A 23,048-nucleotide genomic window follows, 5' to 3' on the forward strand; every position below is an offset into this window, starting at 1 on the left:
GGGTCTAGCCCTCTAGGCGGTGATGGCTGCGCCCATTAACTTAGAGGCATGGAACTTGCACACTTAACCACTCTGGATTTTGATGCGGCAATGATCGCCCGCCACGACGGCAGCGGTCCACGTTACACGTCTTATCCAACCGCTGACCGCTTCCAATCGGGGTCAGTCAGCACCCATTACATCGAAGCCTTGCGCGAGCGGGATGCTGGACATGCCGATGCGCCGTTGTCGCTGTATGTCCATATCCCGTTTTGTGACACAGTTTGCTATTACTGTGCTTGCAACAAGATTGTCACAAAGCACAAGTTCAAAGCAGATCCGTATCTCGATGATCTTGAGAAAGAAATCGGGCTAATCCGCAAACTTTTTCACGAAGCGCCAGTCGTTAGCCAATTGCACTTTGGGGGCGGAACGCCGACGTTTCTGACCAATATGCAGATGGAGCGGCTGCTTAAGATGCTGCATGCCAACTTCAGGTTTGCTGATGATGCTGAGTGTTCGGTCGAAATTGATCCACGCAGGCTTGAGCCCGGCGTCTTAAAGCTCATGGCTGACTATGGCTTCAATCGTATGAGCCTAGGCGTTCAAGACGTTGATGAGGCTGTACAAAAGGCCATCAATCGGGTGCAGCCGGTAGCGGTCACAGGGCAGGTTCTAGATGAGGCGCGCTCGCTTGGCTACAAGTCGATCAACATGGACTTGATTTATGGCTTGCCCTTGCAGTCAGTCAACACCATGTACCGCACCCTAAAGACTGTGCTCGCCTGGCGTCCTGACCGGATTGCACTCTATAGCTACGCACATCTCCCAGACCGTTTTAAACCGCAACGTCGTATTGACAACGACGCCATCCCATCGCCACAAGAAAAACTCGCCATGCTAAAGCTGGCAGTCACCACGCTACTTGATGCTGGATATGTTTATATCGGTATGGATCACTTTGCCTTGCCGGATGACGAACTGGCTCAATCGATGGACGAAGGTACGCTGCAGCGTAATTTTCAAGGCTACTCAACCCGCGCTGACTGTGACCTCATTGCGCTAGGGGTGTCGGCCATTAGCCGAATCGGCCATGTATATGCTCAAAACGCCCGAACGCTTGAGGAGTACCACGAAATGCTCGAGCGCGAGGAATTGCCGCTGATCCGTGGCCTAGTCATGAATCGTGACGATGAAATCCGTCGAGACGCGATTCATTCTCTTTTATGTCAGTCTAAGTTGTCATTTACTGATATGGGTCAAACCTGGGGAATCGATGCACAGGAATACTTCGTAGAAGATCTTGATGCATTGAGAGGGCTGCAGTCTGATGGCTTAGTCGAGATTGATGATCAGCAGGTAACGATTACACCCAAGGGAAGGTTTTTGTCCAGAGTCGTTGCAATGCGTTTTGACAAATACCTGCGCATGGGGCAGCCCATGGCCCGATATTCGAAGGTGATTTGACATGAACATGCCCAAGGATGTGCAGCACAAACTGGCCACTCATCCTCTGTTTGATGGCATGGGTCGCAGCCAGCAGAACTGGCTTTTTACCGTTGGCGAGTCGATTTCGCTTGCCAAGCACGAGTACCTGTTTCGCCGTGGTGAGCAAAGTGGTCGGTTATATGTACTGCTGTCTGGGCACATCAAACTCTCAATTCCGGCCGAGCGCGGTCAGGAGAAAGTCCTGGAGTTCTTGTCACCAGGTGATGTGTTTGGAGAGTCGGCTCTGTTAACAAACCATTTGGCAATTACCGACGCTCAGGCACTCGGACCTTCGGAGCTGCTCGCATTTCAGGGCAAAGATGTGATGGTGGCTGTTACTCGAGTACCGTCATTTGCCCAGCAGATACTGACAAACTTAAGCCAGCGTGTTGAGACCCTGTTTCGTGACATGGAGTCAACCAGTCTGTTGTCAGCAGCTCAACGTGTAGCGGAATACCTGTTACGTCAGCCCAGGGTCGGCAATCAGGCAAAGCTGCCGTTTCACAAGCGCGCGATCGCTTCAAAGCTTGGGCTTCAACCTGAGACCTTCTCTAGGTCTTTGCAGCAATTGGCTGCAGATGGGTTAATTTCAGTGCGTGGCGCTCGAGTGGTCATCCACGATGCTGATAAGTTGCAGGCGATGCTGGTTTAAGAGCCTTGAGCAGGGTTGGGGTGCGAACCCCCAAACACCTTCTAGCGCTTCCAGTGACCAGATTTGCCACCGAGTTTTTCTTGTAGGGCGATAGGACCAATGACCATGCCGCGATCCACCGCCTTAAGCATGTCGTAGATCGTTAAAAGTGCAACTGAAACTGCCGTCAATGCTTCCATTTCCACACCAGTTTGACCTACCGTTTCAGCGGTCGCGGTGCAGTCAATGCGGCAATCTTTTTCATCGGTTTCGAATTCGATAGATACCTTGGTCAGACCGATGGGATGACAAAGCGGAATAAGATCACTGGTTTTTTTACTGGCCATGATGCCTGCGATTCGCGCAATACCAAGCACATCCCCCTTTTTGCTGGTGCCTTCGAGTACCTTTTGCATGGCAACAGGCCCCAAGGTGATCGAACCAGACACCACTGCCTGGCGTTTGGTGTTGGCTTTGTCGCCGACATCCACCATCTGAGCCTGGCCACTGCTGTCAAAATGTGTGAGTGCATTGCTCATGATTGCTTGCCTGACTGGTTTTGATCCCAGCGCGCGCGAGCCAGCTCATCGCTGTCACGACCTTTGATCCAGTGCTCGCCTTGCGGGGTCGTCTCTTTTTTCCAGAAGGTGGCGCGGGTTTTTAAGTGATCCATGATGAAAGCACAAGAATCCAGTGCGGCATGTCGGTGGGCACTGGCCGTTAATACCAGCACAATATTCTCGCCGGGCTTTAACGGACCAACTCGGTGAATGACGCGTGCACCCAGCAATGGCCAGCGTTGTCTGGCTTCATTTAAAACCTCAAGCATGACCTTCTCGGTCATGCCTGGGTAATGCTCAAGCTCAAGCGTCTTGATGTCTTGATCATCGTTGATTTCACGTACCCGACCCACAAATGAGGCGACTGCGCCGGCAGCACGGTCTCCGTCAAGAAAGGTGTAGTATTCCTCCCCGAAATCGAAGGCTTCGGTTTGGACTTTGGCTTGAAAAAGCGAGTCCATGTCAGCCTCCAGTCACTGGCCGAAAGAAGGCGACTTCTGCATTGTCCGGCAGGGCAGCGTGAAGAGTTGCCATGTCCTTATTGATAGCTACTCGCAAGGGATCTGATGCTTTGAAGGCAGTTTTCCAGGGCTCGCCGCGCGCAGCCAATTGCTCAATCAGATCGGACACCGACATTCCAGCGACAACCTCGACCGACTCGTAAGCGGTGCCCACTGTCTCACGTAATTCCCCAAAAAACAGCACCTGCACCTTCATTTGACCGGATCCAATATGTCTCTAAAAGACAGATAGGGTACCGCATCGCCACGCGCAATGGTTTGTCCCGCAGCAATGTCGACCAAACCGTCGGCCCAGGCCACGCTGCTCATGACGCCAGAGCCCTGGTTGGGCCAACGTTCTAAGCGTACACTGCCCTGCCCATCAGTCTTTTGCTTGACTCGAATAAATTCGCGCCTGCGATCAGCCTTGGGCCAGTCAAAGTCTGCGGTCAGCATTCTTGGAATCGGGGTTGCAATTGGCAGCCCCATGCGGACTTGCAAGAATGGCAAACCCATGAGTACGAATGTCACAAATGCACTAACAGGATTGCCCGGCAAACCGATGAAATCTGCATGATTAGCCTTGCCATAGGCCAGTGGCTTGCCGGGTTTCATGGCGATTTGCCAAAGGTCAATCCTGCCCATGCTGGCCACTGCTGCCCTGACGTGATCCTCTTCGCCGACCGAGACGCCGCCACAAGTGATAATGACATCTGCTTGCTGGCTGGCGTCGTGAAGTGCGGCACGAGTGTCTTCGGGGGTGTCGCGAACAATGCCGGGATCGAGCACATTGCAACCGATCTCGGTCAATAGGCTTTGCAACCAATAGCGATTGCTGTTGTAGATTTGCCCGGGACCAAGTGGATTGCCGGGCTCGACTAATTCGTCACCCGTGAGCAAGATAGCCACTGTCAGCGGTTTGTAGGTCGTGACATGGGTGACACCAACCGAGGCGGCAAGTGCCAGATCGGCGGGTTTGAGTTTTTTGCCAGGGGCAATGATCTCAGTGCCAACGCAGATGTCTTCACCCTGGGCACGTACGTGATCGCCTGCTTTGACGGCCTGGACAATGGTGATCTGATCGCCGTTGACTTCGACAACCTCTTGTGGAACCACGGCATAAGTCCCCGGTGGTACGGGCGCACCAGTAAAGATACGTGCTGCTTGGCCAGGCAAGAGTTGCGTACCCTGGCTGCCAGCCGCGATTCGTTGGGTAACGGTCAGGTTCAAAGACGACGCCGTGTGGTCAACCGGACAGATGGCGTAGCCATCCATGCTGCTGTTGGCAAATGCAGGTACGTCCATGGGTGAGGTGACACCCTTGGCGAGCACGCGACCATGTGCTTTAAGCAATGGTAGGTCTTCAGTGATGACAGGAGGGGCGGCAAAAGACAGCAACTGTTCTTTAGCTGCATCAAAATCCAGCATCGGTGGGCGTCTATTAGAAGGTTCGGACATACTAGACAACAGCGTAGGATTAGCCGCCAGTTTGCGACATGAAGCGCACGATTTTTTCAGGGGCTTCGCGGAAATGATGACGCTCTGGCTTTAGGTGAATGCCTCGCGCCAAGGCGTCACCGATGATGGCGTCATCGTTTGGGTTCTCACGCAAGAGATCGCGCATCTCAATTTTTTCTTCTTGACCTAGACATAGGTATATCGTCCCATCGACCGCGAGTCGGATGCGGTTACAGGTGGCACAGAAATGCTGGCTAATTGGCGTAATGGCGCCGACTTGGATTTTGCCATCAGGTGTTTGCCAGTAACGGGCGGGTCCGCCGCCGAGCTCTGCAATCAGTGGAATCAACCCGTGGTCCTGGCGCAGTTTCTCTAATATCGGCTGCAGTGATACCGTGCCGGCCTCAAGCGCCGTGTGCCCCATGGGCATGGTTTCAATCATGCGAAACATGAGCCCGCGATCGCGACAAAACCGGAACATGGCGTCGATTTCGTCTTCATTGACACCAGGCATCACGACCATGTTGATTTTGATGGGGGACAAACCCACCTCGAGTGCGCTGTCGATGCCAGCAATTACTTGGTCAAGAACGTCTCGACCACAGATTTTTTCTACTTTGTCGCGCTTCAGACTATCCAGACTGATATTGATTCGATCAAGCCCTGCGCCTTTCAAGTCCTTCGCAAGGCGGGTCAGCCGCGTCGCGTTGGTGGTTAGCGAGATATCTTGAACAGATGTTTCTTGCCGCAAGCTAGCCACGAGGTCAGGCAGGTTTCGACGCAACAACGGTTCACCGCCTGTCAACCTGATCCGGCGAGTGCCAGCTGCAGACATCACTTTGACCAAGCGCGTAATTTCAGGAAATGTCAGCCAGCTTGCTGGTTCGCGGTAGTCTTTAAATCCCACCGGCATGCAGTAGTTGCAACGCAGGTCACACCGATCAGTCACACTGATGCGCACGTATTCGATTTTGCGGCCATAGTTGTCAATCAGCGGTGTCACAGCTTGTCTTAGTCCCTTGCGAACACAAACGAGCCTATGCGATACAGGCTCGCTTTATGCTTAATTTTGCATCGTTATGTCAGTAACGATACTGTAAAAGCCTGAGCCGTGGGGAAAACGCCCAATCGAGGCAGGGAAATCCATGGGCGACAGTATCAATGTGGCCAGTTTGGCTCCTCAGCGTCGTTTGACGGTATTCTCTGACTTTTGTCTTCAATTACCGCGAAACGGCTTTGTCGCTCGCACAACGGCACAATGAAAAAACAATCTTAGAAATCAGAGGTCAGAAGTGAAAATCGTCGAGATCCGAGAAAAGACCGTACCCATCAGCTCCTCTATTCGCAACGCCTACATCGATTTCAGCAAAATGACGATTAGCCTAGTGGCAGTCATCACAGACGTGATCCGTGAAGGCAAGCCAGTAGTTGGCTACGGCTTTAACTCCAACGGCCGTTATGGTCAGGGCATGTTGATGCGCGAGCGTTTTATTCCCCGGATTATGGAGGCTGACCCCGAGAGTCTGGTTAATGAAAGTGGCAACAATCTGGATCCACATAAGATCTGGAATTGCATGTATACCAATGAAAAGCCGGGTGGCCATGGCGAGCGTTCGGTCGCCATCGGCACGATTGACATGGCGGTGTGGGATGCAGTGGCCAAGATTGAAGGCAAGCCATTGTTTCAGTTACTCGCAGACCGCTACGGTAACGGGGCCGTGAACCGCAAGGTGTTTGTCTATGCGGCAGGTGGCTACTACTACCCTGGGCAAGACCATGGAAAGTTAAAAGACGAGATGCGCAGTTACCTCGACCGTGGCTACACCGTCGTGAAAAAGAAAATCGGTGGTGCTTCACTCGATGAAGACTTGCGTCGCATTGACTCCATCCTGAGCATCCTTCAAGATGGACAAAAGCTTGCGGTTGATGCCAATGGTCGATTTGATCTAGACACTGCGATTGCATACGCCAAGGCCCTGTCTCAATATGACCTCTTTTGGTATGAGGAAGCTGGAGATCCACTGGATTTTGAGCTGCAGGCAACGCTGCGAAATTACTACGCCAACCCCATGGCCACGGGCGAGAACCTGTTTTCTATGCAAGATGCCAGAAATCTGATCCGCTACGGCGGCATGCGCCCAGACCGTGATTGGCTGCAATTTGATTGCGCATTAAGTTACGGTCTAGTGGAATATCTTAGAACGCTGGACATGCTCAAAGAGCATGGCTGGTCAGCCTCGCGCTGTATTCCGCATGGTGGCCACCAGATGTCATTAAATATCGCCGCGGGCTTGGGTCTCGGGGGCAACGAATCCTACCCTGACCTATTTCAACCTTATGGGGGGTTCCCAGACGGCGTCAAGGTGGAGAACGGTTACGTGACCATGCCAGATTTGCCAGGTATTGGGTTCGAAGGCAAGTCGGATCTGATTTGTCACATGCAGGAATTGTCGACTTAGCGCAGTTGCTCAGCTAGCCAGTGTGTGAAGCCGTGCCATGGCATTGCAATGTGTCCGCCGGGCAGGGGTTTTTGATCCTCCACTTGGCACACCAGTGTGCCATAGTCACCAGCGTCGTCACCGGCTAGCTCAAGAAATCGTGTCAGTGGACCAACATGACCACTGGTCGGGGTGCTGGTTAGTTTGATCTCCACGGGATGCAGTTTGCCTTTGATTCCAATGAGAAGATCGACTTCTAGCCCATCGTGCGAGCGCCAAAAGTAAAGATCTGGCTTTCGCCCCATGGCCAGGAACGCTTTAACAGCTTCGGTGATTATCCAGCCCTCCAAAAATGGTCCTCCCATGGGGCCAGCCAAGGCTGAATGGGCGTCGGGCTGGCGAGTGAGCATGCTGGCTAGACCCGAGTCATAGAAATAACATTTAGGGGTTTTAACGATTCGCTTGCCATAGTTGCGAAACCAAGGCGGCAAAAGATGAGCGATTTAGGACGTCTCTAAAACACCCATCCAAGATTTAACGGCCGGCAAGCGATTCGTTGACGTTTCCCATCAAACCGAACTGTTGTGAACCAGTGAGTAACCACTGTCCACAAAGACTTGGGTCACGATCGATACGGATTTTGATGTAGGCAAGCAGGTCAGGCGCGTACTGAATCTCGTCGAGAATCACAGGTTTGCCAGAAAACCGGTTCAAGAAACCTTCCGGGTCTGATGTGGCAAATTAGCGCTCTGTCGGATCATCGAAGGTCACGTAGGTGATTTCTTTGCCTGCTTCATGGCGCAGTAACGTTGTCTTGCCCGATTGACGCGGGCCCGTTAACAAAACGGCGGGAAAGCCAGCCATTGCTTACTGTAGTACCGGGGTGATTTGGCGACGGTTATACATCATGAAATCACAAAATCTGATTTTATAATTGTCAATGCATTGATTTTATTGTGTTTTTTTAGGATTTCGACGTAATCAAACGAGCCCTGAAGATTAAGTTGAGCTGAAACCGTTGGGTGGTGGGGATAAATTAGCGTGTCGTTCGATGGCGGAAGCGGTGAGATTCGAACTCACGAAGGGCGCAAACCCTTGCCGGTTTTCAAGACCGGTGCCTTCAACCACTCGGCCACGCTTCCTGACATGCATTTTTGGCGAGCGATCTTGGATCAAGATCGCCGAAGACGCATAATAAACCATTTCAGCACTTCGATTTTTGGAAACAGGGGGATAAACACGATGCGTGCTATTGAAATCAAGCAGCCAGGCGGACCAGAGCAGCTAGTGGTTAGCGAGCGCCCCATGCCAGAGCCCGCTAAAGGTGAGGTGCTGATCAAAGTAGCCGCTGCTGGCATCAACCGGCCAGATGTGTTTCAGCGCCAAGGCAACTATGCTCCTCCTCCTGGTGCTTCAGATATTCCAGGCCTCGAGGTAGCAGGTGAGATCGTATCGGGTGTTGTTGAAGGCTCACCTTTCAAGGTCGGTGATCAGGTTTGCGCCTTGGTTGCTGGTGGCGGTTATGCGGAATATTGCGTGGCGCCAGTTCAACAGTGTTTGCCAATCCCTAAAGGCCTGTCGCTAGTAGAGGCGGCCGGCCTACCTGAAACATATTTCACCGTCTGGAGTAACGTGTTTGATCGAGGTCGGCTAAGTGCTGGCGAGTCACTGCTTGTGCATGGAGGGGCTAGTGGCATTGGCACTACGGCCATCCAGTTGGCGACAGCTATGGGAAATGCAGTCTACGCGACAGTGGGTAGTGACGAGCGCGTTCAGGCAGTTCAAGCACTAGGGGCTAAGGGTATTAACTACAAGACCCAGGATTTTGTTGAGGAAATCAAAAAACTGACTGATAAGCGCGGTGTGGATGTGATACTGGACATGGTGGCAGGTGACTATATTGGCCGCGATATTCAGTGTTTGGCCGAAGACGGTCGGGTTGTCATTATCGCCACCCTCGGCGGAAAGGCTTCATCGTTCGATGCCAATGCATTGATGCGTAAGCGTCAGACCATCACGGGTTCTACGTTGCGCCCTCGCCCTGTCTCCTTCAAAGCGCAGATTGCGCAAAGTTTGCAAAAGCATGTTTGGCCTTTGCTTGAGTCTGGCAAGATTAAACCGATCATCTATAAAACACTGGATCTTTCCGAGGCTGCCAAAGGGCACGCCATGATGGAGGCAGGTGAACAGATCGGCAAGATCATCATGACGGTTTGATCAGAAGCCCGGCGGTCCAGATAGAGGTTACAATGTTGGGTTAACTAGATCGGAAGTTTGTTGCACGATGGTGCTGATTCGAAAACATCTAGTACAGATTAACCATCTCAGCCGATGCTGACCCCTTTTCTGATGACTGACGCCTCATACAAATCTGATCTGGTTACCCGAGCCAATAAACTGGTGATCGGTAATTGGAAGATGAACGGATCCATGGAGTCCAATCATGCCTTGTTAGACGGCGTTTTGGTTGGGCTTGAGCAAGCCGGGTGTAAAGCCGTGGTCGCGGTTTGCAGTCCTTTTCCTTATTTAGCGCAGGTGGCTGGGCTGCTAAAGGGCACGGCTGTTTCCTGGGGTGCGCAGGATGTTAGTGCTCATGGTCAGGGTGCATATACCGGCGAAGTATCGGCTGCCATGTTGTCGGAGTTCGGTTGTCGTTGGGCGATCGTGGGGCACTCAGAGCGTCGTGCGATGCACCAAGAGTCTGCTCAATTAGTAGCCGATAAGGCTGAGGCAGCTGCAACAGTGGGTTTAACACCGGTGTTTTGTGTGGGTGAGACTCTCGCCGAGCGCGAAGCTGATCGAGTTCAGTCCGTGATTGCTGCGCAGCTAGCACCTCTGTTTGCCAAAGGAGATGACTTGGTGGCTCGAACAGTGGTTGCGTACGAACCCGTATGGGCGATTGGCACTGGCAAAACAGCCAGCCCTGAGCAGGCACAGCAAGTGCATGGTTTCATCAGGGCCCAGCTGCCTGCCAGCGCTAAAAGTATTCCCTTGCTATACGGCGGCAGCGTTAAGCCAGACAACGCAGCTACGCTTTTTGCGATGGATGACATTGATGGCGGTCTGATTGGTGGGGCTGCTTTGGTAGCCAAGGATTTTGTGGCGATTGCCGCAGCGTAAGTTCAAGCACTGCTACTAGCGCTCGTTTATTTGGCCACTTATTAAATTTAGAAAGGTTTTGGAGTTAATCGGAAATGCCCATTGAGTTCACGATATTACTGGTGATTCAGATCATCGCTTCTTTCTCGATTATTGTTCTGGTCCTGCTCCAACAGGGCAAGGGTGCTGACATGGGCTCGGCCTTTGGTAGCGGATCGGCTGGAAGCCTATTTGGTGCGACGGGTGCGGCAAACTTCCTGTCGCGCATGACCAAATGGGCTGCTGTCGTTTTCTTTCTTGCGACTATCGGGTTGGCTTATATCGCGAACTCCGGTGGTCAAGAGCAAGACACTGGCATCATGGAGTCATTTCAGCCTAGTCAGTCAGTGCCTTCGTTGCCAGGTACGTCACCAACTAGCCCATCAGGCTCTGGTGCTGTTCCTAACGCTCCGGCCGTGCCTCAGTCGGGGGGCAGCACGGCACCGGCAACTAACAACTGAGCACTAATGCTAGAATCTCGTTCTTATAAATTTGCCGACGTGGTGGAATTGGTAGACACGCTATCTTGAGGGGGTAGTGGCGAAAGCTGTGCGAGTTCGAGTCTCGCCGTCGGCACCAAACATAGACAAACGATTTAATACAGCCCAGGGCAGTAAATACCGCTCTGTTATATAAAGACTAACCGCGTTTCAGAGCGATCTGGCGCGGTTTTTGTTTTAGTAGGTAATCGCTACGCGTTGCTTTGATACCACTTGGTGCTGCTTACACCTGCCAGTTGCTCGTGTACGCTTAACGCCTGTTTGAACACGGCGGCTTACCTATCCCAGTTGCGTTAGCCCAGAGACGATTGAGTCAAGATTACGGTTTTGTAAGGAGTGGAACCAGTGATAGATAACAAACCCCGCATCGCGATCGTGGCCACTGGCGGCACAATTGCATCAACCGCTGCCGATAAGACCCAGTTAGCCGACTACAAAGTGTCGGCGGGTGTGTCTGATCTTGTGGCGGCAGTTCCTGCACTGGAAAGCTTGGCGGATTTTGAGTTCGAGCAGATTTGTAATATCGAGAGTCACGGTATTGATGATGCCGTTCTTATGCGAATCGCGCAGGCTGTGCAGCGTTTCTGTGATCGCAGCGATATCGATGGAGTTGTTATCACGCACGGCACCGATACACTCGAAGAAACAGCCTTCTTCTTGCATCTAACCGTAGACACGACTAAACCTATCGTCTTGGTCGGTGCCATGCGCCCCGGCTCGGCAGTCAGCGCAGATGGGCCGCTGAACTTGTTTCATGCGGTCGCGGTGGCCGGCAATCCAACCTCGCATGGCCGTGGCGTGCTGGTTGTCATGAATGATCGCATCGCTTCGGCCCGCCATGTGACTAAAGGGCACGCGAATGGTGTTGATGCTTTTGTCCCGACGGAATTTGGCTATCTGGGCCTGGTCTTTGGTCGGTGGGTGCAGTACCACAGTCGAGTTGAATTGCCACATACAGCGAACAGTGATTTCAAGCGGGCATTTGAGCAAGGCAACTTACCCCCAGTGGATGTAATTTATGACCATCAGGGTGCAGACACGCATCATTACCGTGCATCGATCGGGTGCGCAAAAGGAATCGTACTCGCCGCCACGGGGCAGGGCAGCCTGTCACCGCAGGCGAAACAGGGGGCTGAAATGGCTAGAGATGCGGGCGTTGTTATCGTTCGCTCGACCCGGGTCTGGCAGGGCGTCGTTAGATCTTCAGAGAAAGATGACCGATTTGGTACGGTTGCGGGCTATACATTGAACCCGGCTAAAGCCAGAATTCTGTTGCGATTGGCACTGCGATCGACAGATGACCTGTCTCAAATTAGAGCCTGGTTCACCCGATATTGATGGTCAAGACTTGGTCAGGCATCGGCTGTGATCAATAAACAACGGACTGTTTCAAAAAAACAACAAATGTTGTGCCATTCCAACATAAATGGTGGAAATCTAGTCGGCGGCAACTGCTTTCATAGCCAGAAGGCAAGAAATTTGATGCAATAACACCAACTTCCCTTAGCGGAGTTAGGGGGGCGCAAACAACGAGGTTGTTGTGTGTCGCTCTTGTCACTCAAAATCATTGGAGATTCTTAAATGAAAAAGACTCTGCTCGCTGCCGCCCTGATCGCTGGCTATGCTGGCGCCGCTTCGGCACAGAACTCGGTCACCCTGTACGGTGTTGTTTCGGTCGGTTTGGAATACGAAAGCCTCAACGCACCTGACAACACGACGTTTAAAGACGGCAGCACCTCTGCCTCACGCTTTGGTATGGTTTCTGGTCAGCAAAACGGTTCACGCTGGGGCGTGAAAGGTGTTGAAGACCTGGGCAACGGTTTGAAAGCTAGCTTCGTGTACGAAAGCGGCGTGAACGTTACTAGCGGTGCTTCGACTGGTTTCACTCGTCAAGCTACGTTGGCTTTGAACAGTAACTCATGGGGTGGTCTGCAGTTGGGTCGCGCTGTGTCACCTGGTACGGTCGCATATTCCGGCATCGACCCCTTCGGTTCATCGTTCGGCTCCTCATCACAGACGAGCTCACAGGGCAACACCTTTATCCGCTACAGCAACATGCTGCAGTACTCAACCCCAACCATTTCGGGCTTCCGCGCTTTGGTCGGTTACTCGTTTGACGCTGGCCTGACCTCTAACTCAGCAGCTTCAGGTTTTAACACCAACAACAAGAACCGTGCTGCGTCGGCTGGTTTGCGTTATGCCAACGGTCCTATCGTGATCGCTGGTATTTTTGACTATGTGATGTCAAACAACCTGAACCCGACTGGTGCTCGCAACGATACCAACATCAAGTCATGGAACGTTGGTGGTACGTATGACTTCAAAGTGGTCAAGGTTCACGCTTCATATGGTCAGAACATCGACGGTATCTTGGGTTCGAACTCGATCGCTAACCTGACCAACACCGGTGGTGACACCAACCAGGCTAGCGGTGCAGTGTTCTCCAAAGGCGGCCGTACGCAGTCATGGATGGTCGGTTTGAGCGCTCCTGTTGGTGCAGCTGGCAAGGTGTTCGGTTCGGTTCAGCAGCGTATCGCTGGTGGCGATTTCGACACGGCTGCCACTGCTACCCAGACAACCGCTTCAATCGGTTACACCTACAACATGTCCAAGCGTACCAACCTCTACGCGTTCTACTCGTATGAGAACAACGTCGCTAACTTGAAAGGTGCAACTTCCAACACCATCGGTGCTGGTATCGTTCACCGCTTCTAATTGCCAGTCGGCTTAGCCGATTTGCTTTAGAAACAAAAAAGCTCCCTCGGGAGCTTTTTTGTTGCCTATTGCTTTTTGATACTTACCCGCGGCTGTTCGCCCAGTTTCGTCTCTAAACATCATGCGGTCAGATTTTTGGTCGCATTTGTGCCGCACGCTATTCGTTGTTAAGGTAGCAGTGTTTTGTTGAAGGAGTAATGGAGAGCCGGTGCGTAAAGTTGTTGGTTTGGTTGCAGGTTGTTTCGTTGCAGGTGCCGCGAGTGCTACTTCACCAGTAGTGCTTTACGGTGTGGTGGATACGGGGATAAGCTACGTGCATGTGTCTCGCGATGCCATCGACGGGCAAATTCCTGTGTCCGCTACGCAGCTTGGTATGGATTCCGGTGTGCAAAGCGGTTCGAGGTGGGGATTGAGGGGCACGGATGACTTGGGCCATGGCTGGACTGCCGCTTTCGTGCTGGAGGGTGGCCTAAATTCTGCAACAGGTCAGCCAGGTCAGGGGGGACGTGCTTTTGGCCGCCAGTCCATCCTAGGCCTGGTTCAGGAGGGTTTTGGGCAGGTTTATTTTGGGCGCCAGCCAACGATTTCCACCAATTATTTTGCTGCAATAGACCCTTTTGGTGAAAGTTTTGGTCAAGCGAACATTGGCGCGTCTTTTGGGTCCGTGAACACTGTTCGCTATGACAATCTGTTGCAGTACCAAACGCCTTCATGGGTCGGGTTGCAGGCTGGAATAGGTTACTCGTTCAATACAGGAACATCGGGTTTGTATCGTGAGGGTGCTGGTGCCGAGCTTGCCCCTAGGTCTGACTATTTCAGTACGAACAGCAATATGCGCGCGCTCACTGCTGCAGCGCGGTACGCGCGTGGCGCATTGAGCATCGTCGCTTCTTACGATCGTGCTTTCGCGGCTGGGTTAATTCCCGCGGGTAGTGATAAGGCAGCGGTTCACAATCCGAATGGTGTCACACCGACAGCCTGGATAGTGGGTGCAACCTATAGCCTTGGTGTTGTTGAGCTGGCGGCAGCATTTGGTCAGACTTTTGATGGCGCATTCAGTGGCAATGGACCAGGTAATGGTTGGAGTGGGTCTGGGTTGTCCACTGTTTCTGGGGGTGCCGGTGTGTTGTTTGACGAGGGGTTTGATAGTCAATCAGCCATGATCGGTTTTACTTTGCCGTTCGGTGGCTTGGGCAATGAACTCATGGTTTCTTGGCAAATGCAGCAGCCTAAAGGTCGTCTCGCAAGTGATTCCACGTTTGCTACACAGAGCATTATCGGAGCCGCTTACACGTATGGTTTGTCCAAGCACGTAAACCTTTATTTCTGGGCCTCATATGGTAATAACTTCCAGATGATTAGTAGCGCTAAAAGTAGCGTGATTGGAACGGGCCTACGCTACTTGTTCTAACGCACGATGCTACAATCTCGTGGTTTTTACTAATACCCGAGATTGCCGATGAACCTCGAACAGTATTTCCCCGTCCTGCTATTTATCATCGTCGGCACCCTGATTGGTTTTGCGCTGATCACGGCTGGTTCCCTGATTGGTCCGCGCAAGCCGGACGCAGAAAAACTCTCCCCCTACGAGTGCGGTTTTGAGGCTTTTGGTGACTCCCGCATGAAATTTGACGTTCGCTATTACTTGGTGGCGATTCTGTTCATCCTATTCGACCTGGAAATTGCATTTTTATTCCCATGGGCCATCGCTAATGGCACGGTGGGTATTGTGGGTTTCACGACCGCGATGGTTTTTCTTGTGATCCTGACGGTTGGCTTTTTATATGAATGGAAAAAGGGTGCGCTGGACTGGGAATAAGTTTGGCTAGTGGGTAGTGCCCCTTGGGATCTTTGATCCATAGACGATTGGTGAAACGATGGCGATTGATGGCATTCTGAAAGAAGGTTTTGTCACAACCAGCGCAGATAAGGTCATTAACTGGGCTAAGACTGGCTCGATGTGGCCAATGACATTTGGTCTGGCCTGCTGTGCGGTGGAGATGATGCACGCGGGTGCGTCACGTTATGACTTGGACCAGTTCGGTATTGTTTTTCGGCCGAGTCCTCGACAGTCTGATTTGATGATCGTAGCAGGTACGCTTTGCAACAAGATGGCGCCTGCTCTGCGCAAAGTCTATGACCAGATGCCCGAGCCGCGTTGGGTCATTTCGATGGGATCCTGCGCCAATGGCGGTGGCTACTACCACTACTCCTATTCTGTGGTGCGGGGCTGCGATCGTATCGTGCCAGTCGATGTTTACGTGCCCGGCTGTCCACCGACGGCAGAAGCCTTGCTTTATGGGTTACTGCAAATGCAAAACAAGATTCGCTTGACCAACACCATCGCGCGTTAGGTGTTGACATAAAGATTTGCTACAAGACGATGTGCTGACGCGGTATTGAATCGCGAATTGGAAATTTAACGAAGGCAACTTACAAATGTCCAGACTTTCCGACCTGCAACAGAACTTGCTTGACGTGCTTGGTCAAGACGCTGATGTGGTGATGGCGTATGACGAATTGACGTTGACGGTCCCTGCTGATCAGTGGGTTGGTATCGCACAGAGACTTCGCGACGAACCTAGCCTGAAATTCGAGTCCTGTATTGATCTTTGCGGCGTTGACTATCTAACCTACGGGCAAGGTAAAGAAGGTCAGCCTGAAGCTCCTGCCCCAGTGTTCCCGGCACGCTATGCGGTCGTTGCTCAGTTGATGTCAATCACCCATAACTGGCGTTTGCGTATTCGCACTTGGCCAAACGATAGTGAGTTTCCTGTGCTCAGTACTTTGGTCAATGTCTGGCCAGCTGCTAATTGGTATGAGCGCGAGGCGTTCGATTTGTTTGGGATCGTGTTTGAAGGTCATCCAGATTTGCGTCGAATCTTGACAGATTATGGCTTTATCGGACACCCATTTCGCAAAGACTTCCCAATCTATGGCAATGTTGAAATGCGTTACGACCCTGAGCAAGGTCGTGTGGTGTATCAGCCAGTCACGATTGAGCCGCGTGAGATCATTCCTCGGGTTATTCGTGAGGATGGATATGGAGTGGGGCGTTAATCATGGCTGAAATCAAGAACTACACCCTTAACTTTGGTCCTCAGCACCCGGCAGCACACGGCGTGTTGCGCCTGGTACTAGAGCTTGATGGCGAAGTGATTCAACGTGCCGATCCTCATATTGGTCTGTTACATCGTGCCACAGAAAAACTTGCTGAGCATCGGACCTTTATTCAGGCATTGCCCTACATGGATCGCCTCGATTACGTATCGATGATGTGTAACGAGCACGCCTACGTCATGGCTATTGAAAAGCTCATGGGCGTCACGCCACCGTTGCGCGCGCAATATATCCGTGTCATGTTTGACGAAATCACCCGCATCTTGAATCATTTGATGTCACTTGGTTCGCATGCTTTGGATGTGGGCGCGATGGCTGTATTTCTTTACGCATTTCGTGAGCGTGAAGACCTGATGGACTGCTATGAGGCAGTATCGGGTGCTCGTATGCATGCGGCTTACTACCGTCCGGGCGGTGTCTATCGGGATCTGCCTGACAGCATGCCGCAGTTTCAGGGGCCATCGAAGTTTCGCTCCGAGAAAGATATCAAGTTCATCAACGATGCTCGGTCGGGCTCATTGCTAGATTTCATAGAAGACTTTACGAATCGTTTCCCGGCTTGTGTAGATGAGTATGAAACGCTGTTGACGGATAACCGTATCTGGAAGCAGCGTCTGGTGGGTATCGGTGTGGTTGAACCCGAACGCGCCAAGGCGCTTGGGTTTACGGGGCCGATGTTGCGTGGCTCAGGTGTTGCCTGGGATTTGCGCAAGATGCAGCCCTACGAAGTCTACGACCGCATGGAGTTTGATATTCCGGTTGGTGTAAACGGTGATTCCTATGACCGGTATCTCGTGCGAGTTGCCGAGATGCGTGAGAGTAACCGCATCATCGCGCAGTGTGTGCAGTGGCTGCGTAACAACCCCGGTCCGGTGATGTTGGATAACCACAAGGTGACCCCCCCACATCGAACAGATATGAAAACCAACATGGAAGAGTTGATTCATCACTTTAAGCTCTTTACGGAAGGGTTCCATGTACCGGAGGGTGACGTATACAGTGCAGTAGAGCATCCTAAAGGCGAGTTTGGTATCTACTTGGTTTCTGACGGAGCCAACAAGCCGTACCGCTTGAAAATTCGTGCTCCCGGGTTTGCGCATTTGCAGTCTTTGGATGAAATGACGCGCGGCCACATGTTGGCCGATGCAGTCACCGTAATTGGTACGCAGGATATTGTGTTTGGCGAAATTGATCGTTGATCGGGTTGTGGTCAGATCAGCCGAAAATTGGATAGATTGAACATGTTGCTTTCAGAACAGGCGTACAAAAAGATCGATCGGGAGCTTCAGAAGTATCCGGAAGATCAAAAGCAGTCAGCCATTATGGCTGCCTTGGCCATTGCGCAAGAAGAAAAAGGTTGGGTCTCACCCGAGGTGATTGAAGACGTGGCCAACTATCTGGGCCAGCCCCCGATTCTGGTGCAAGAAAACGCCACCTTCTACAACATGTTTGATGTCAAGCCAGTTGGACGGTTCAAGATCACGGTCTGCACTAACTTGCCTTGTGCTTTGCGCGATGGTGAACACACCATGAGTTACATCAAACAAAAGCTTGGTATCGAGGTGGGTCAGACTACGGCAGATGGCCAGTTCACCCTGGTCGAGGGTGAGTGCATGGGTGCCTGTGGCGACTCGCCCGTGTTGTTGGTCAATAACCAGCACATGTGTGTGCGTATGGCGCCAGAAAAGATTGATGCAATGTTGGCTGAACTATCAGCGGTCAAGGAGGCATGAAGGTGAGTATCTCAGCAGTTCTCGAGAAGTATTCACAAGGGCTTGATCCTGCTCCACAAGGAGACTTGGCCAATTCGATGGCCTTGCATGGTCGACATATTTCGCCCCAGATCATGGCTGACCTCGATGGCCAGAACTGGCGCTTGGCTGATTACGTCAAGCGTGGTGGTTACGAAGCGCTCAAGAAAGTGCTCACCATGAAGCCTGAGGATGTGATTGCTGAGGTCAAGGCCTCTGGTTTACGTGGACGGGGTGGTGCGGGCTTTCCGACCGGTCTGAAGTGGAGTTTCATGCCACGCACGTTCCCCGGTCAAAAGTATCTCGTCTGTAACTCCGATGAGGGCGAACCTGGAACGTTCAAGGATCGCGATATCTTGCGTTTGAATCCGCATATCGTGATCGAAGGCATGGCCATCGCTGCGTACTCGATGGGTGTGTCGGTTGGATATAACTACATCCACGGTGAGATATTTGAGGTCTATTCGCGCTTTGAAGAGGCGCTCGAAGAGGCACGTGCGGCGGGCTTTCTCGGTGACAAAATCCTAGGCTCAGATTTCAGTTTCGATCTGCATGCGTTTCATGGCTATGGTGCCTACATTTGTGGCGAAGAGACCGCCTTGCTGGAGTCGCTCGAAGGCAAAAAAGGTCAACCTCGATTTAAACCACCGTTTCCAGCGAGCTTTGGGCTGTACGGTAAGCCCACGACGATCAACAACACGGAGACATTTGCCGCAGTGCCTTGGATTATCCGCAATAGTGGACAGGCTTATCTTGATGTCGGGATTCCAAACAATGGTGGCACGAAATTGTTTTCAGTCTCCGGTGATGTCGAGAAGCCTGGTAACTATGAAGTACCGCTTGGCACGCCATTTTCCAAATTGCTAGAGCTTTGTGGTGGCATGCGGGGTGGTCGCAAGTTGAAGGCCGTCATTCCTGGTGGTTCGAGTGCACCGGTGATTCCGGGTGACATCATGATGGACACCACCATGGATTACGACGCGATAGCCAAGGCGGGTTCCATGCTGGGATCCGGCGCAGTCATCGTGATGGACGAGACGCGTTGCATGGTGAAGTCTTTGCTTCGATTGTCTTATTTCTATTATGAAGAGAGTTGCGGTCAGTGTACGCCTTGTCGTGAGGGCACTGGTTGGCTCTATCGCATGGTTCATCGTATCGAGCACGGAAAGGGTCGCCCGGAAGATTTGGAGTTGCTCGATTCAGTGGCAGGCAACATCATGGGGCGCACTATTTGCGCGCTAGGCGATGCGGCTGCCATGCCCGTGCGCGGCTTTCTGAAGCATTACCGTGACGAATTTGCCTATCACATCGAAAACAAACGATGTGTGGTGGCTCCTTACCTTTGATTTGGATTGACCATGGTTGAATTAACCATTGATGGCAAGAATGTAGAAGTGCCCGAAGGCAGCATGGTGATGCATGCTGCCCACAAGTTGGGTATCTATGTACCGCATTTTTGTTATCACAAGAAACTCTCTATCGCTGCCAACTGCCGGATGTGCTTGGTTGAAGTAGAAAAAGCACCCAAAGCACTGCCAGCGTGTGCGACACCGGCCACCAACGGCATGATTGTGCATACCTGTTCTGAGAAGGCTATCGCAGCTCAGAAATCAGTGATGGAGTTTTTGCTGATCAATCACCCTCTTGATTGTCCGATCTGTGATCAGGGCGGTGAATGTCAGTTACAAGATTTAGCAGTTGGCTATGGTGGTTCTGCCTCGCGTTACGAAGAAGAGAAGCGCGTGGTATTTCACAAAGACTTGGGGCCGCTGGTTTCTGCCGAGGAAATGTCACGCTGCATTCACTGCACGCGCTGTGTGCGGTTTGGGCAGGAAATAGCTGGCGTCATGGAACTGGGTATGCTTAATCGTGGCGAGCACTCAGAGATCACGACATTTGTCGGTCGTTCGATCGAGTCTGAATTGTCAGGCAACATGATCGACATCTGTCCAGTTGGAGCGCTCACGTCCAAGCCCTTCCGGTACTCGGCCAGAACTTGGGAATTGGCTCGCCGTAAATCAGTATCCCCCCACGACAGTCTAGGCGCAAATCTCGTAGTACAGGTCAAGCGTGACGAGGTGATGCGCATAGTGCCGTTTGAAAACGAGAGCATCAACGAGTGCTGGATTAGCGATCGTGATCGCTTCGCATATGAGGGTCTGCGTGAGGACCGCCTCGAGTCGCCCATGATCAAGGGCGACGATGGCGTCTGGCGTGAAGCAAGCTGGGCGGATGCCCTGCAGGCTGTGGCTCAGGGCCTGTCAAACGTACGTGAAAGCATGGGTGCCTCACAGATAGGTTTCATCGGTTCGGAGCAGTGCACACTAGAAGAATTGTCGTTGTTGTCGCGCGTGGCGCACGGTGTTGGATCGCCGAACGTTGATGCCCGCGCCCGCTTGACTGATCCTAATTGGGATGCGGCGCTTGAAGGTGTTCCATCGCTTGGCATGCCGATTGCCGAATTAGGTGAACTAGATCGGGTGTTGGTGGTGGGCGCGTTTATGCGTGCCGACCATCCGCTGATGACACAACGCCTGCGTCAGGCTGCCAAGCGTGGCACGCAGGTCAGCAGCATTGACTTGGCTGCCGACGATCCGCTCTTGTCATTGCATGGGCGCATGACGGTGGCACCCGCTGCCATGAGTCAAGCACTGGCTGAGGTCGCTGTGGCCTTGGCAAATACAAAAGGCATCGAGGTGCCGGCAGCATTTGCTGGTGTGATTGCATCGGAACAGGCTAGCCGTATCGCTCAAAGTCTGGCCAGCGGGCAAAACGTCGCTGTGTTGATAGGCAATGCAGCTGCGCATGCGGCAAACGCTTCCCAGTTGGCTGCCAATGCACGATGGATAGCCGAGCAGTCCAATGGTAAGTTCGGTTTCTTGACTGCCGGTGCCAATACGGTTGGTGCTTATCTGGCCAACGCTGTACCGGCTCAGGGTGGCAAGATGGTTAACCAGATGCTTGAGCACCCATTGGCAGCTTACGTCGTGGTCAACCTTGAGCCCAAGTTCGATACAGCATTGGGTCAGGTGGCGGTTGATAACCTGCGCGCTTCGAAATTCGCGGTGGCGCTCACGCCTTACCAGTCGGCGGCTCAGGATTGGGCGCATGTCATGTTACCCATTGGTCCGTATACCGAAACTTCGGGTACGTTTGTCAATGCCGAAGGTACACCGCAGAGTTTCAAGGCGACGGTGCCGCCGCATGCCCAAAGTCGGCCAGGTTGGAAAGTGTTGCGGGTACTAGGCAATTTGTTGAAGTTGCCTGAGTTTGACGAAGAGTCCTCGGAAGCCGTGCGCGACGCTGTTCTGACCGGGGGCATCGCATCGAAACTCAGTAATCAAATCAAGACGCCCGTCGGCTTATCCAAAACCGCAAGCAACGATGGCTTGCAACGTATTGCCGACGTGGCCATCTACCGCTCGGACGCGATTGTGCGTCGCGCTCATGCCCTACAACAGACCAAGGCGTCAGAGCCACCTGTTGCGCGGGTGCATCCAGATACTTTGGCTTGCCTAGGCATTACTGATTGTGCTGATGTGAAGTTGCGTTCAACAACCGGTGAGTCGATGGTTGTGGTGCGTGCTGATGCATCTGTCGCAATGGACTGCGTGCGACTACCCGTCGGATTTGAGTCCTCGGCTGCGTTAGGTTCAGTCCAGTCGGCCTTGCAAGTGGAGCGTGCCTGATGGAATTGCTTAACGTAATCAATCAGTTTGGTACGGATTTAATCGGACCGACCCCATGGCTCGTGGTCTGGACTTTGGTCAAGATCATCGTGATTGCAGTGCCCGTTATTTTGTGTGTGGCATACCTTACCTACTGGGAACGCAAGATGATCGGTTTCATGCATGTGCGCATGGGCCCGAACCGGGTGGGCTTCAGGGGAGTTTTGCAGCCATTTGCTGATGTGTTAAAGCTTTTGACTAAAGAGGTCATCGTTCCGAGTCAGGCGAACAAGATCCTGTTTATCTTGGCGCCCGTGGTGGTGTTGATGCCGGCGTTAGCAGCTTGGGCAGTTGTGCCGTTTGGTCCCGAAGTGGTTTTAGCGGATGTCAACGCGGGTCTTCTGTACATCATGGCGATTACCTCGATTGGTGTTTACGGTGTGATCGTGGCTGGCTGGGCATCGAACTCCAAGTATGCTTTTCTAGCGGCGATGCGTGCATCAGCACAGATGATTTCATACGAGCTGGCAATCGGCTTTGTGTTGGTCACCGTCTTACTGGTGTCGGGTAGTTTGAACATGTCCGAGATCGTCAATGTACAAAACCGTGGGTATTTCGCTGACATGGGGCTCACTTTCCTTTCATGGAACTGGTTGCCGCTATTGCCCTTGTTCGTGATTTATGTGGTGTCGGCTGTGGCTGAGACCAACCGCCATCCGTTTGATGTGGTTGAAGGTGAGTCCGAGATTGTTGCAGGTCACATGGTTGAGTACTCGGGCATGGCCTTCGCGCTATTTTTCCTAGGCGAGTATGCCAACATGATATTGCTGTCATGCTTGGCAGCCATCATGTTCCTAGGTGGTTGGGCGCCACCGGTTGATATCGCCATCTTGCATTGGATCCCGGGTTGGTTGTGGTTAGGTATCAAGACATTCTGTGTCGTGTCGCTGTTCATCTGGTTCCGGGCATCGTTCCCACGGTACCGCTATGACCAGATCATGCGTCTTGGCTGGAAAATTTTTATTCCACTGACCGGTGTGTGGTTGGTGGTGGTGGCGATCTGGATGCAGACGCCTTTCAATATCTGGGACTGAGCGCGGAC

Annotated in this window: 23 protein-coding genes, 2 tRNA genes and 1 pseudogene; 18 read left to right on the plus strand and 8 right to left on the minus strand. The window is 52.5% G+C overall.

The genetic code is table 11. From position 1 onward, the window contains the following. The first annotated feature begins 48 nt into the window (after positions 1–48). Together hemN and DHf2319_RS03710 are read left to right on the plus strand one after the other, a co-directional pair. Positions 49–1,446, plus strand: a complete 1,398-nt coding sequence (gene hemN, locus DHf2319_RS03705; protein ID WP_243479449.1) for an oxygen-independent coproporphyrinogen III oxidase — start codon at positions 49–51, stop codon at positions 1,444–1,446. A gap of 1 nt (position 1,447) precedes the next feature. Further along, positions 1,448–2,119 carry a Crp/Fnr family transcriptional regulator gene (locus tag DHf2319_RS03710; RefSeq protein WP_243479450.1) on the plus strand — a complete coding sequence of 224 codons (672 nt, stop codon included), beginning with the start codon at positions 1,448–1,450 and terminating at the stop codon, positions 2,117–2,119. A 41-nt stretch (positions 2,120–2,160) separates the two neighbouring features. Here DHf2319_RS03710 and moaC read toward each other — a convergent pair whose 3' ends face one another. Genes moaC through moaA form a run of 5 tightly spaced genes read right to left on the minus strand, consistent with a single transcriptional unit; the run spans position 2,161 to position 5,619 of the window. Then, positions 2,161–2,637, minus strand: coding sequence for a cyclic pyranopterin monophosphate synthase MoaC (gene moaC / locus DHf2319_RS03715; protein WP_243479451.1), 477 nt, complete (start codon positions 2,635–2,637; stop codon positions 2,161–2,163). Further along, positions 2,634–3,119, minus strand: a complete 486-nt coding sequence (gene moaE / locus DHf2319_RS03720) for a molybdopterin synthase catalytic subunit MoaE (protein ID WP_243479452.1) — start codon at positions 3,117–3,119, stop codon at positions 2,634–2,636. Before moaE ends, moaC begins: the two co-directional genes overlap by 4 nt. Before the next feature lies 1 nt (position 3,120). After that, positions 3,121–3,375 carry a MoaD/ThiS family protein gene (locus DHf2319_RS03725; RefSeq protein WP_243479453.1) on the minus strand — a complete coding sequence of 85 codons (255 nt, stop codon included), beginning with the start codon at positions 3,373–3,375 and terminating at the stop codon, positions 3,121–3,123. Beyond that, positions 3,372–4,616, minus strand: a complete 1,245-nt coding sequence (locus DHf2319_RS03730) for a molybdopterin molybdotransferase MoeA (protein ID WP_243479454.1) — start codon at positions 4,614–4,616, stop codon at positions 3,372–3,374. Before DHf2319_RS03730 ends, DHf2319_RS03725 begins: the two co-directional genes overlap by 4 nt. A gap of 19 nt (positions 4,617–4,635) precedes the next feature. Next, positions 4,636–5,619, minus strand: coding sequence for a GTP 3',8-cyclase MoaA (gene moaA / locus DHf2319_RS03735; protein WP_243479455.1), 984 nt, complete (start codon positions 5,617–5,619; stop codon positions 4,636–4,638). Between the two features lie 289 nt (positions 5,620–5,908). On the opposite strand from moaA, the gene DHf2319_RS03740 reads away from it, so the two are divergent. After that, a complete protein-coding gene (locus tag DHf2319_RS03740; protein WP_243479456.1) occupies positions 5,909–7,075 on the plus strand; it encodes a mandelate racemase/muconate lactonizing enzyme family protein in 1,167 nt (388 codons plus the stop codon). Here DHf2319_RS03740 and DHf2319_RS03745 read toward each other — a convergent pair. From DHf2319_RS03745 to DHf2319_RS03755, 3 genes and pseudogenes are all read right to left on the minus strand, one after another. Further along, positions 7,072–7,545, minus strand: coding sequence for a DUF4143 domain-containing protein (locus DHf2319_RS03745; RefSeq protein ID WP_243479457.1), 474 nt, complete (start codon positions 7,543–7,545; stop codon positions 7,072–7,074). The genes DHf2319_RS03740 and DHf2319_RS03745 overlap by 4 nt on opposite strands. A gap of 43 nt (positions 7,546–7,588) precedes the next feature. After that, positions 7,589–7,918 (minus strand): annotated as a pseudogene (locus tag DHf2319_RS03750) (AAA family ATPase). A 188-nt stretch (positions 7,919–8,106) separates the two neighbouring features. After that, a tRNA-Ser gene (locus DHf2319_RS03755) sits at positions 8,107–8,196 on the minus strand. A gap of 100 nt (positions 8,197–8,296) precedes the next feature. Between DHf2319_RS03755 and DHf2319_RS03760 the strand changes: the two genes are divergently transcribed. The 15 genes from DHf2319_RS03760 to nuoH all read left to right on the plus strand — a co-directional run bounded on the left by DHf2319_RS03760 (position 8,297) and on the right by nuoH (position 23,040). Then, positions 8,297–9,271, plus strand: a complete 975-nt coding sequence (locus tag DHf2319_RS03760) for an NAD(P)H-quinone oxidoreductase (protein ID WP_243479458.1) — start codon at positions 8,297–8,299, stop codon at positions 9,269–9,271. A gap of 132 nt (positions 9,272–9,403) precedes the next feature. Continuing rightward, a complete protein-coding gene (gene tpiA / locus DHf2319_RS03765; protein WP_243479459.1) occupies positions 9,404–10,174 on the plus strand; it encodes a triose-phosphate isomerase in 771 nt (256 codons plus the stop codon). 74 nt (positions 10,175–10,248) lie between these two features. Continuing rightward, the gene (gene secG, locus DHf2319_RS03770) at positions 10,249–10,653 is read left to right on the plus strand and encodes a preprotein translocase subunit SecG (RefSeq protein WP_243479460.1); all 405 of its coding nucleotides are present in this window, start codon (positions 10,249–10,251) and stop codon (positions 10,651–10,653) included. Positions 10,654–10,686: 33 nt separating this feature from the next. Further along, a tRNA-Leu gene (locus DHf2319_RS03775) sits at positions 10,687–10,771 on the plus strand. A 266-nt stretch (positions 10,772–11,037) separates the two neighbouring features. After that, positions 11,038–12,030 carry a type II asparaginase gene (locus tag DHf2319_RS03780; protein ID WP_243479461.1) on the plus strand — a complete coding sequence of 331 codons (993 nt, stop codon included), beginning with the start codon at positions 11,038–11,040 and terminating at the stop codon, positions 12,028–12,030. Between the two features lie 243 nt (positions 12,031–12,273). Next, positions 12,274–13,407 (plus strand): porin, encoded by a 1,134-nt coding sequence (locus tag DHf2319_RS03785; RefSeq protein ID WP_243479462.1) that lies wholly within the window; start codon positions 12,274–12,276, stop codon positions 13,405–13,407. A 208-nt stretch (positions 13,408–13,615) separates the two neighbouring features. Further along, positions 13,616–14,818, plus strand: a complete 1,203-nt coding sequence (locus DHf2319_RS03790) for a porin (protein WP_243479463.1) — start codon at positions 13,616–13,618, stop codon at positions 14,816–14,818. Positions 14,819–14,866: 48 nt separating this feature from the next. Beyond that, a complete protein-coding gene (locus DHf2319_RS03795; RefSeq protein WP_243479464.1) occupies positions 14,867–15,226 on the plus strand; it encodes an NADH-quinone oxidoreductase subunit A in 360 nt (119 codons plus the stop codon). Positions 15,227–15,284: 58 nt separating this feature from the next. Further along, complete coding sequence (locus tag DHf2319_RS03800; protein WP_243479465.1) at positions 15,285–15,761, plus strand: NuoB/complex I 20 kDa subunit family protein; 477 nt, start codon at positions 15,285–15,287, stop codon at positions 15,759–15,761. An 85-nt stretch (positions 15,762–15,846) separates the two neighbouring features. After that, positions 15,847–16,467 (plus strand): NADH-quinone oxidoreductase subunit C, encoded by a 621-nt coding sequence (locus DHf2319_RS03805; RefSeq protein ID WP_243479466.1) that lies wholly within the window; start codon positions 15,847–15,849, stop codon positions 16,465–16,467. 2 nt (positions 16,468–16,469) lie between these two features. Next, complete coding sequence (locus DHf2319_RS03810) at positions 16,470–17,726, plus strand: NADH-quinone oxidoreductase subunit D (RefSeq protein ID WP_243479467.1); 1,257 nt, start codon at positions 16,470–16,472, stop codon at positions 17,724–17,726. Between the two features lie 42 nt (positions 17,727–17,768). Further along, positions 17,769–18,260 (plus strand): NADH-quinone oxidoreductase subunit NuoE, encoded by a 492-nt coding sequence (gene nuoE / locus DHf2319_RS03815; RefSeq protein ID WP_243479468.1) that lies wholly within the window; start codon positions 17,769–17,771, stop codon positions 18,258–18,260. A 77-nt stretch (positions 18,261–18,337) separates the two neighbouring features. Further along, a complete protein-coding gene (gene nuoF, locus DHf2319_RS03820) occupies positions 18,338–19,624 on the plus strand; it encodes an NADH-quinone oxidoreductase subunit NuoF (RefSeq protein WP_369810236.1) in 1,287 nt (428 codons plus the stop codon). A gap of 12 nt (positions 19,625–19,636) precedes the next feature. Then, positions 19,637–21,967: an NADH-quinone oxidoreductase subunit NuoG gene (gene nuoG, locus DHf2319_RS03825; protein WP_243479471.1), complete on the plus strand. Its 2,331-nt coding sequence runs from the start codon at positions 19,637–19,639 to the stop codon at positions 21,965–21,967. Next, on the plus strand, positions 21,967–23,040 hold the full coding sequence (gene nuoH / locus DHf2319_RS03830) for an NADH-quinone oxidoreductase subunit NuoH (RefSeq protein ID WP_243479472.1): 1,074 nt from the start codon (positions 21,967–21,969) through the stop codon (positions 23,038–23,040). Before nuoG ends, nuoH begins: the two co-directional genes overlap by 1 nt. Positions 23,041–23,048: the final 8 nt, after the last annotated feature.

Origin of the sequence: Orrella daihaiensis (assembly GCF_022811525.1) — a bacterium.
Lineage (GTDB): Bacteria > Pseudomonadota > Gammaproteobacteria > Burkholderiales > Burkholderiaceae_B > Algicoccus > Algicoccus daihaiensis.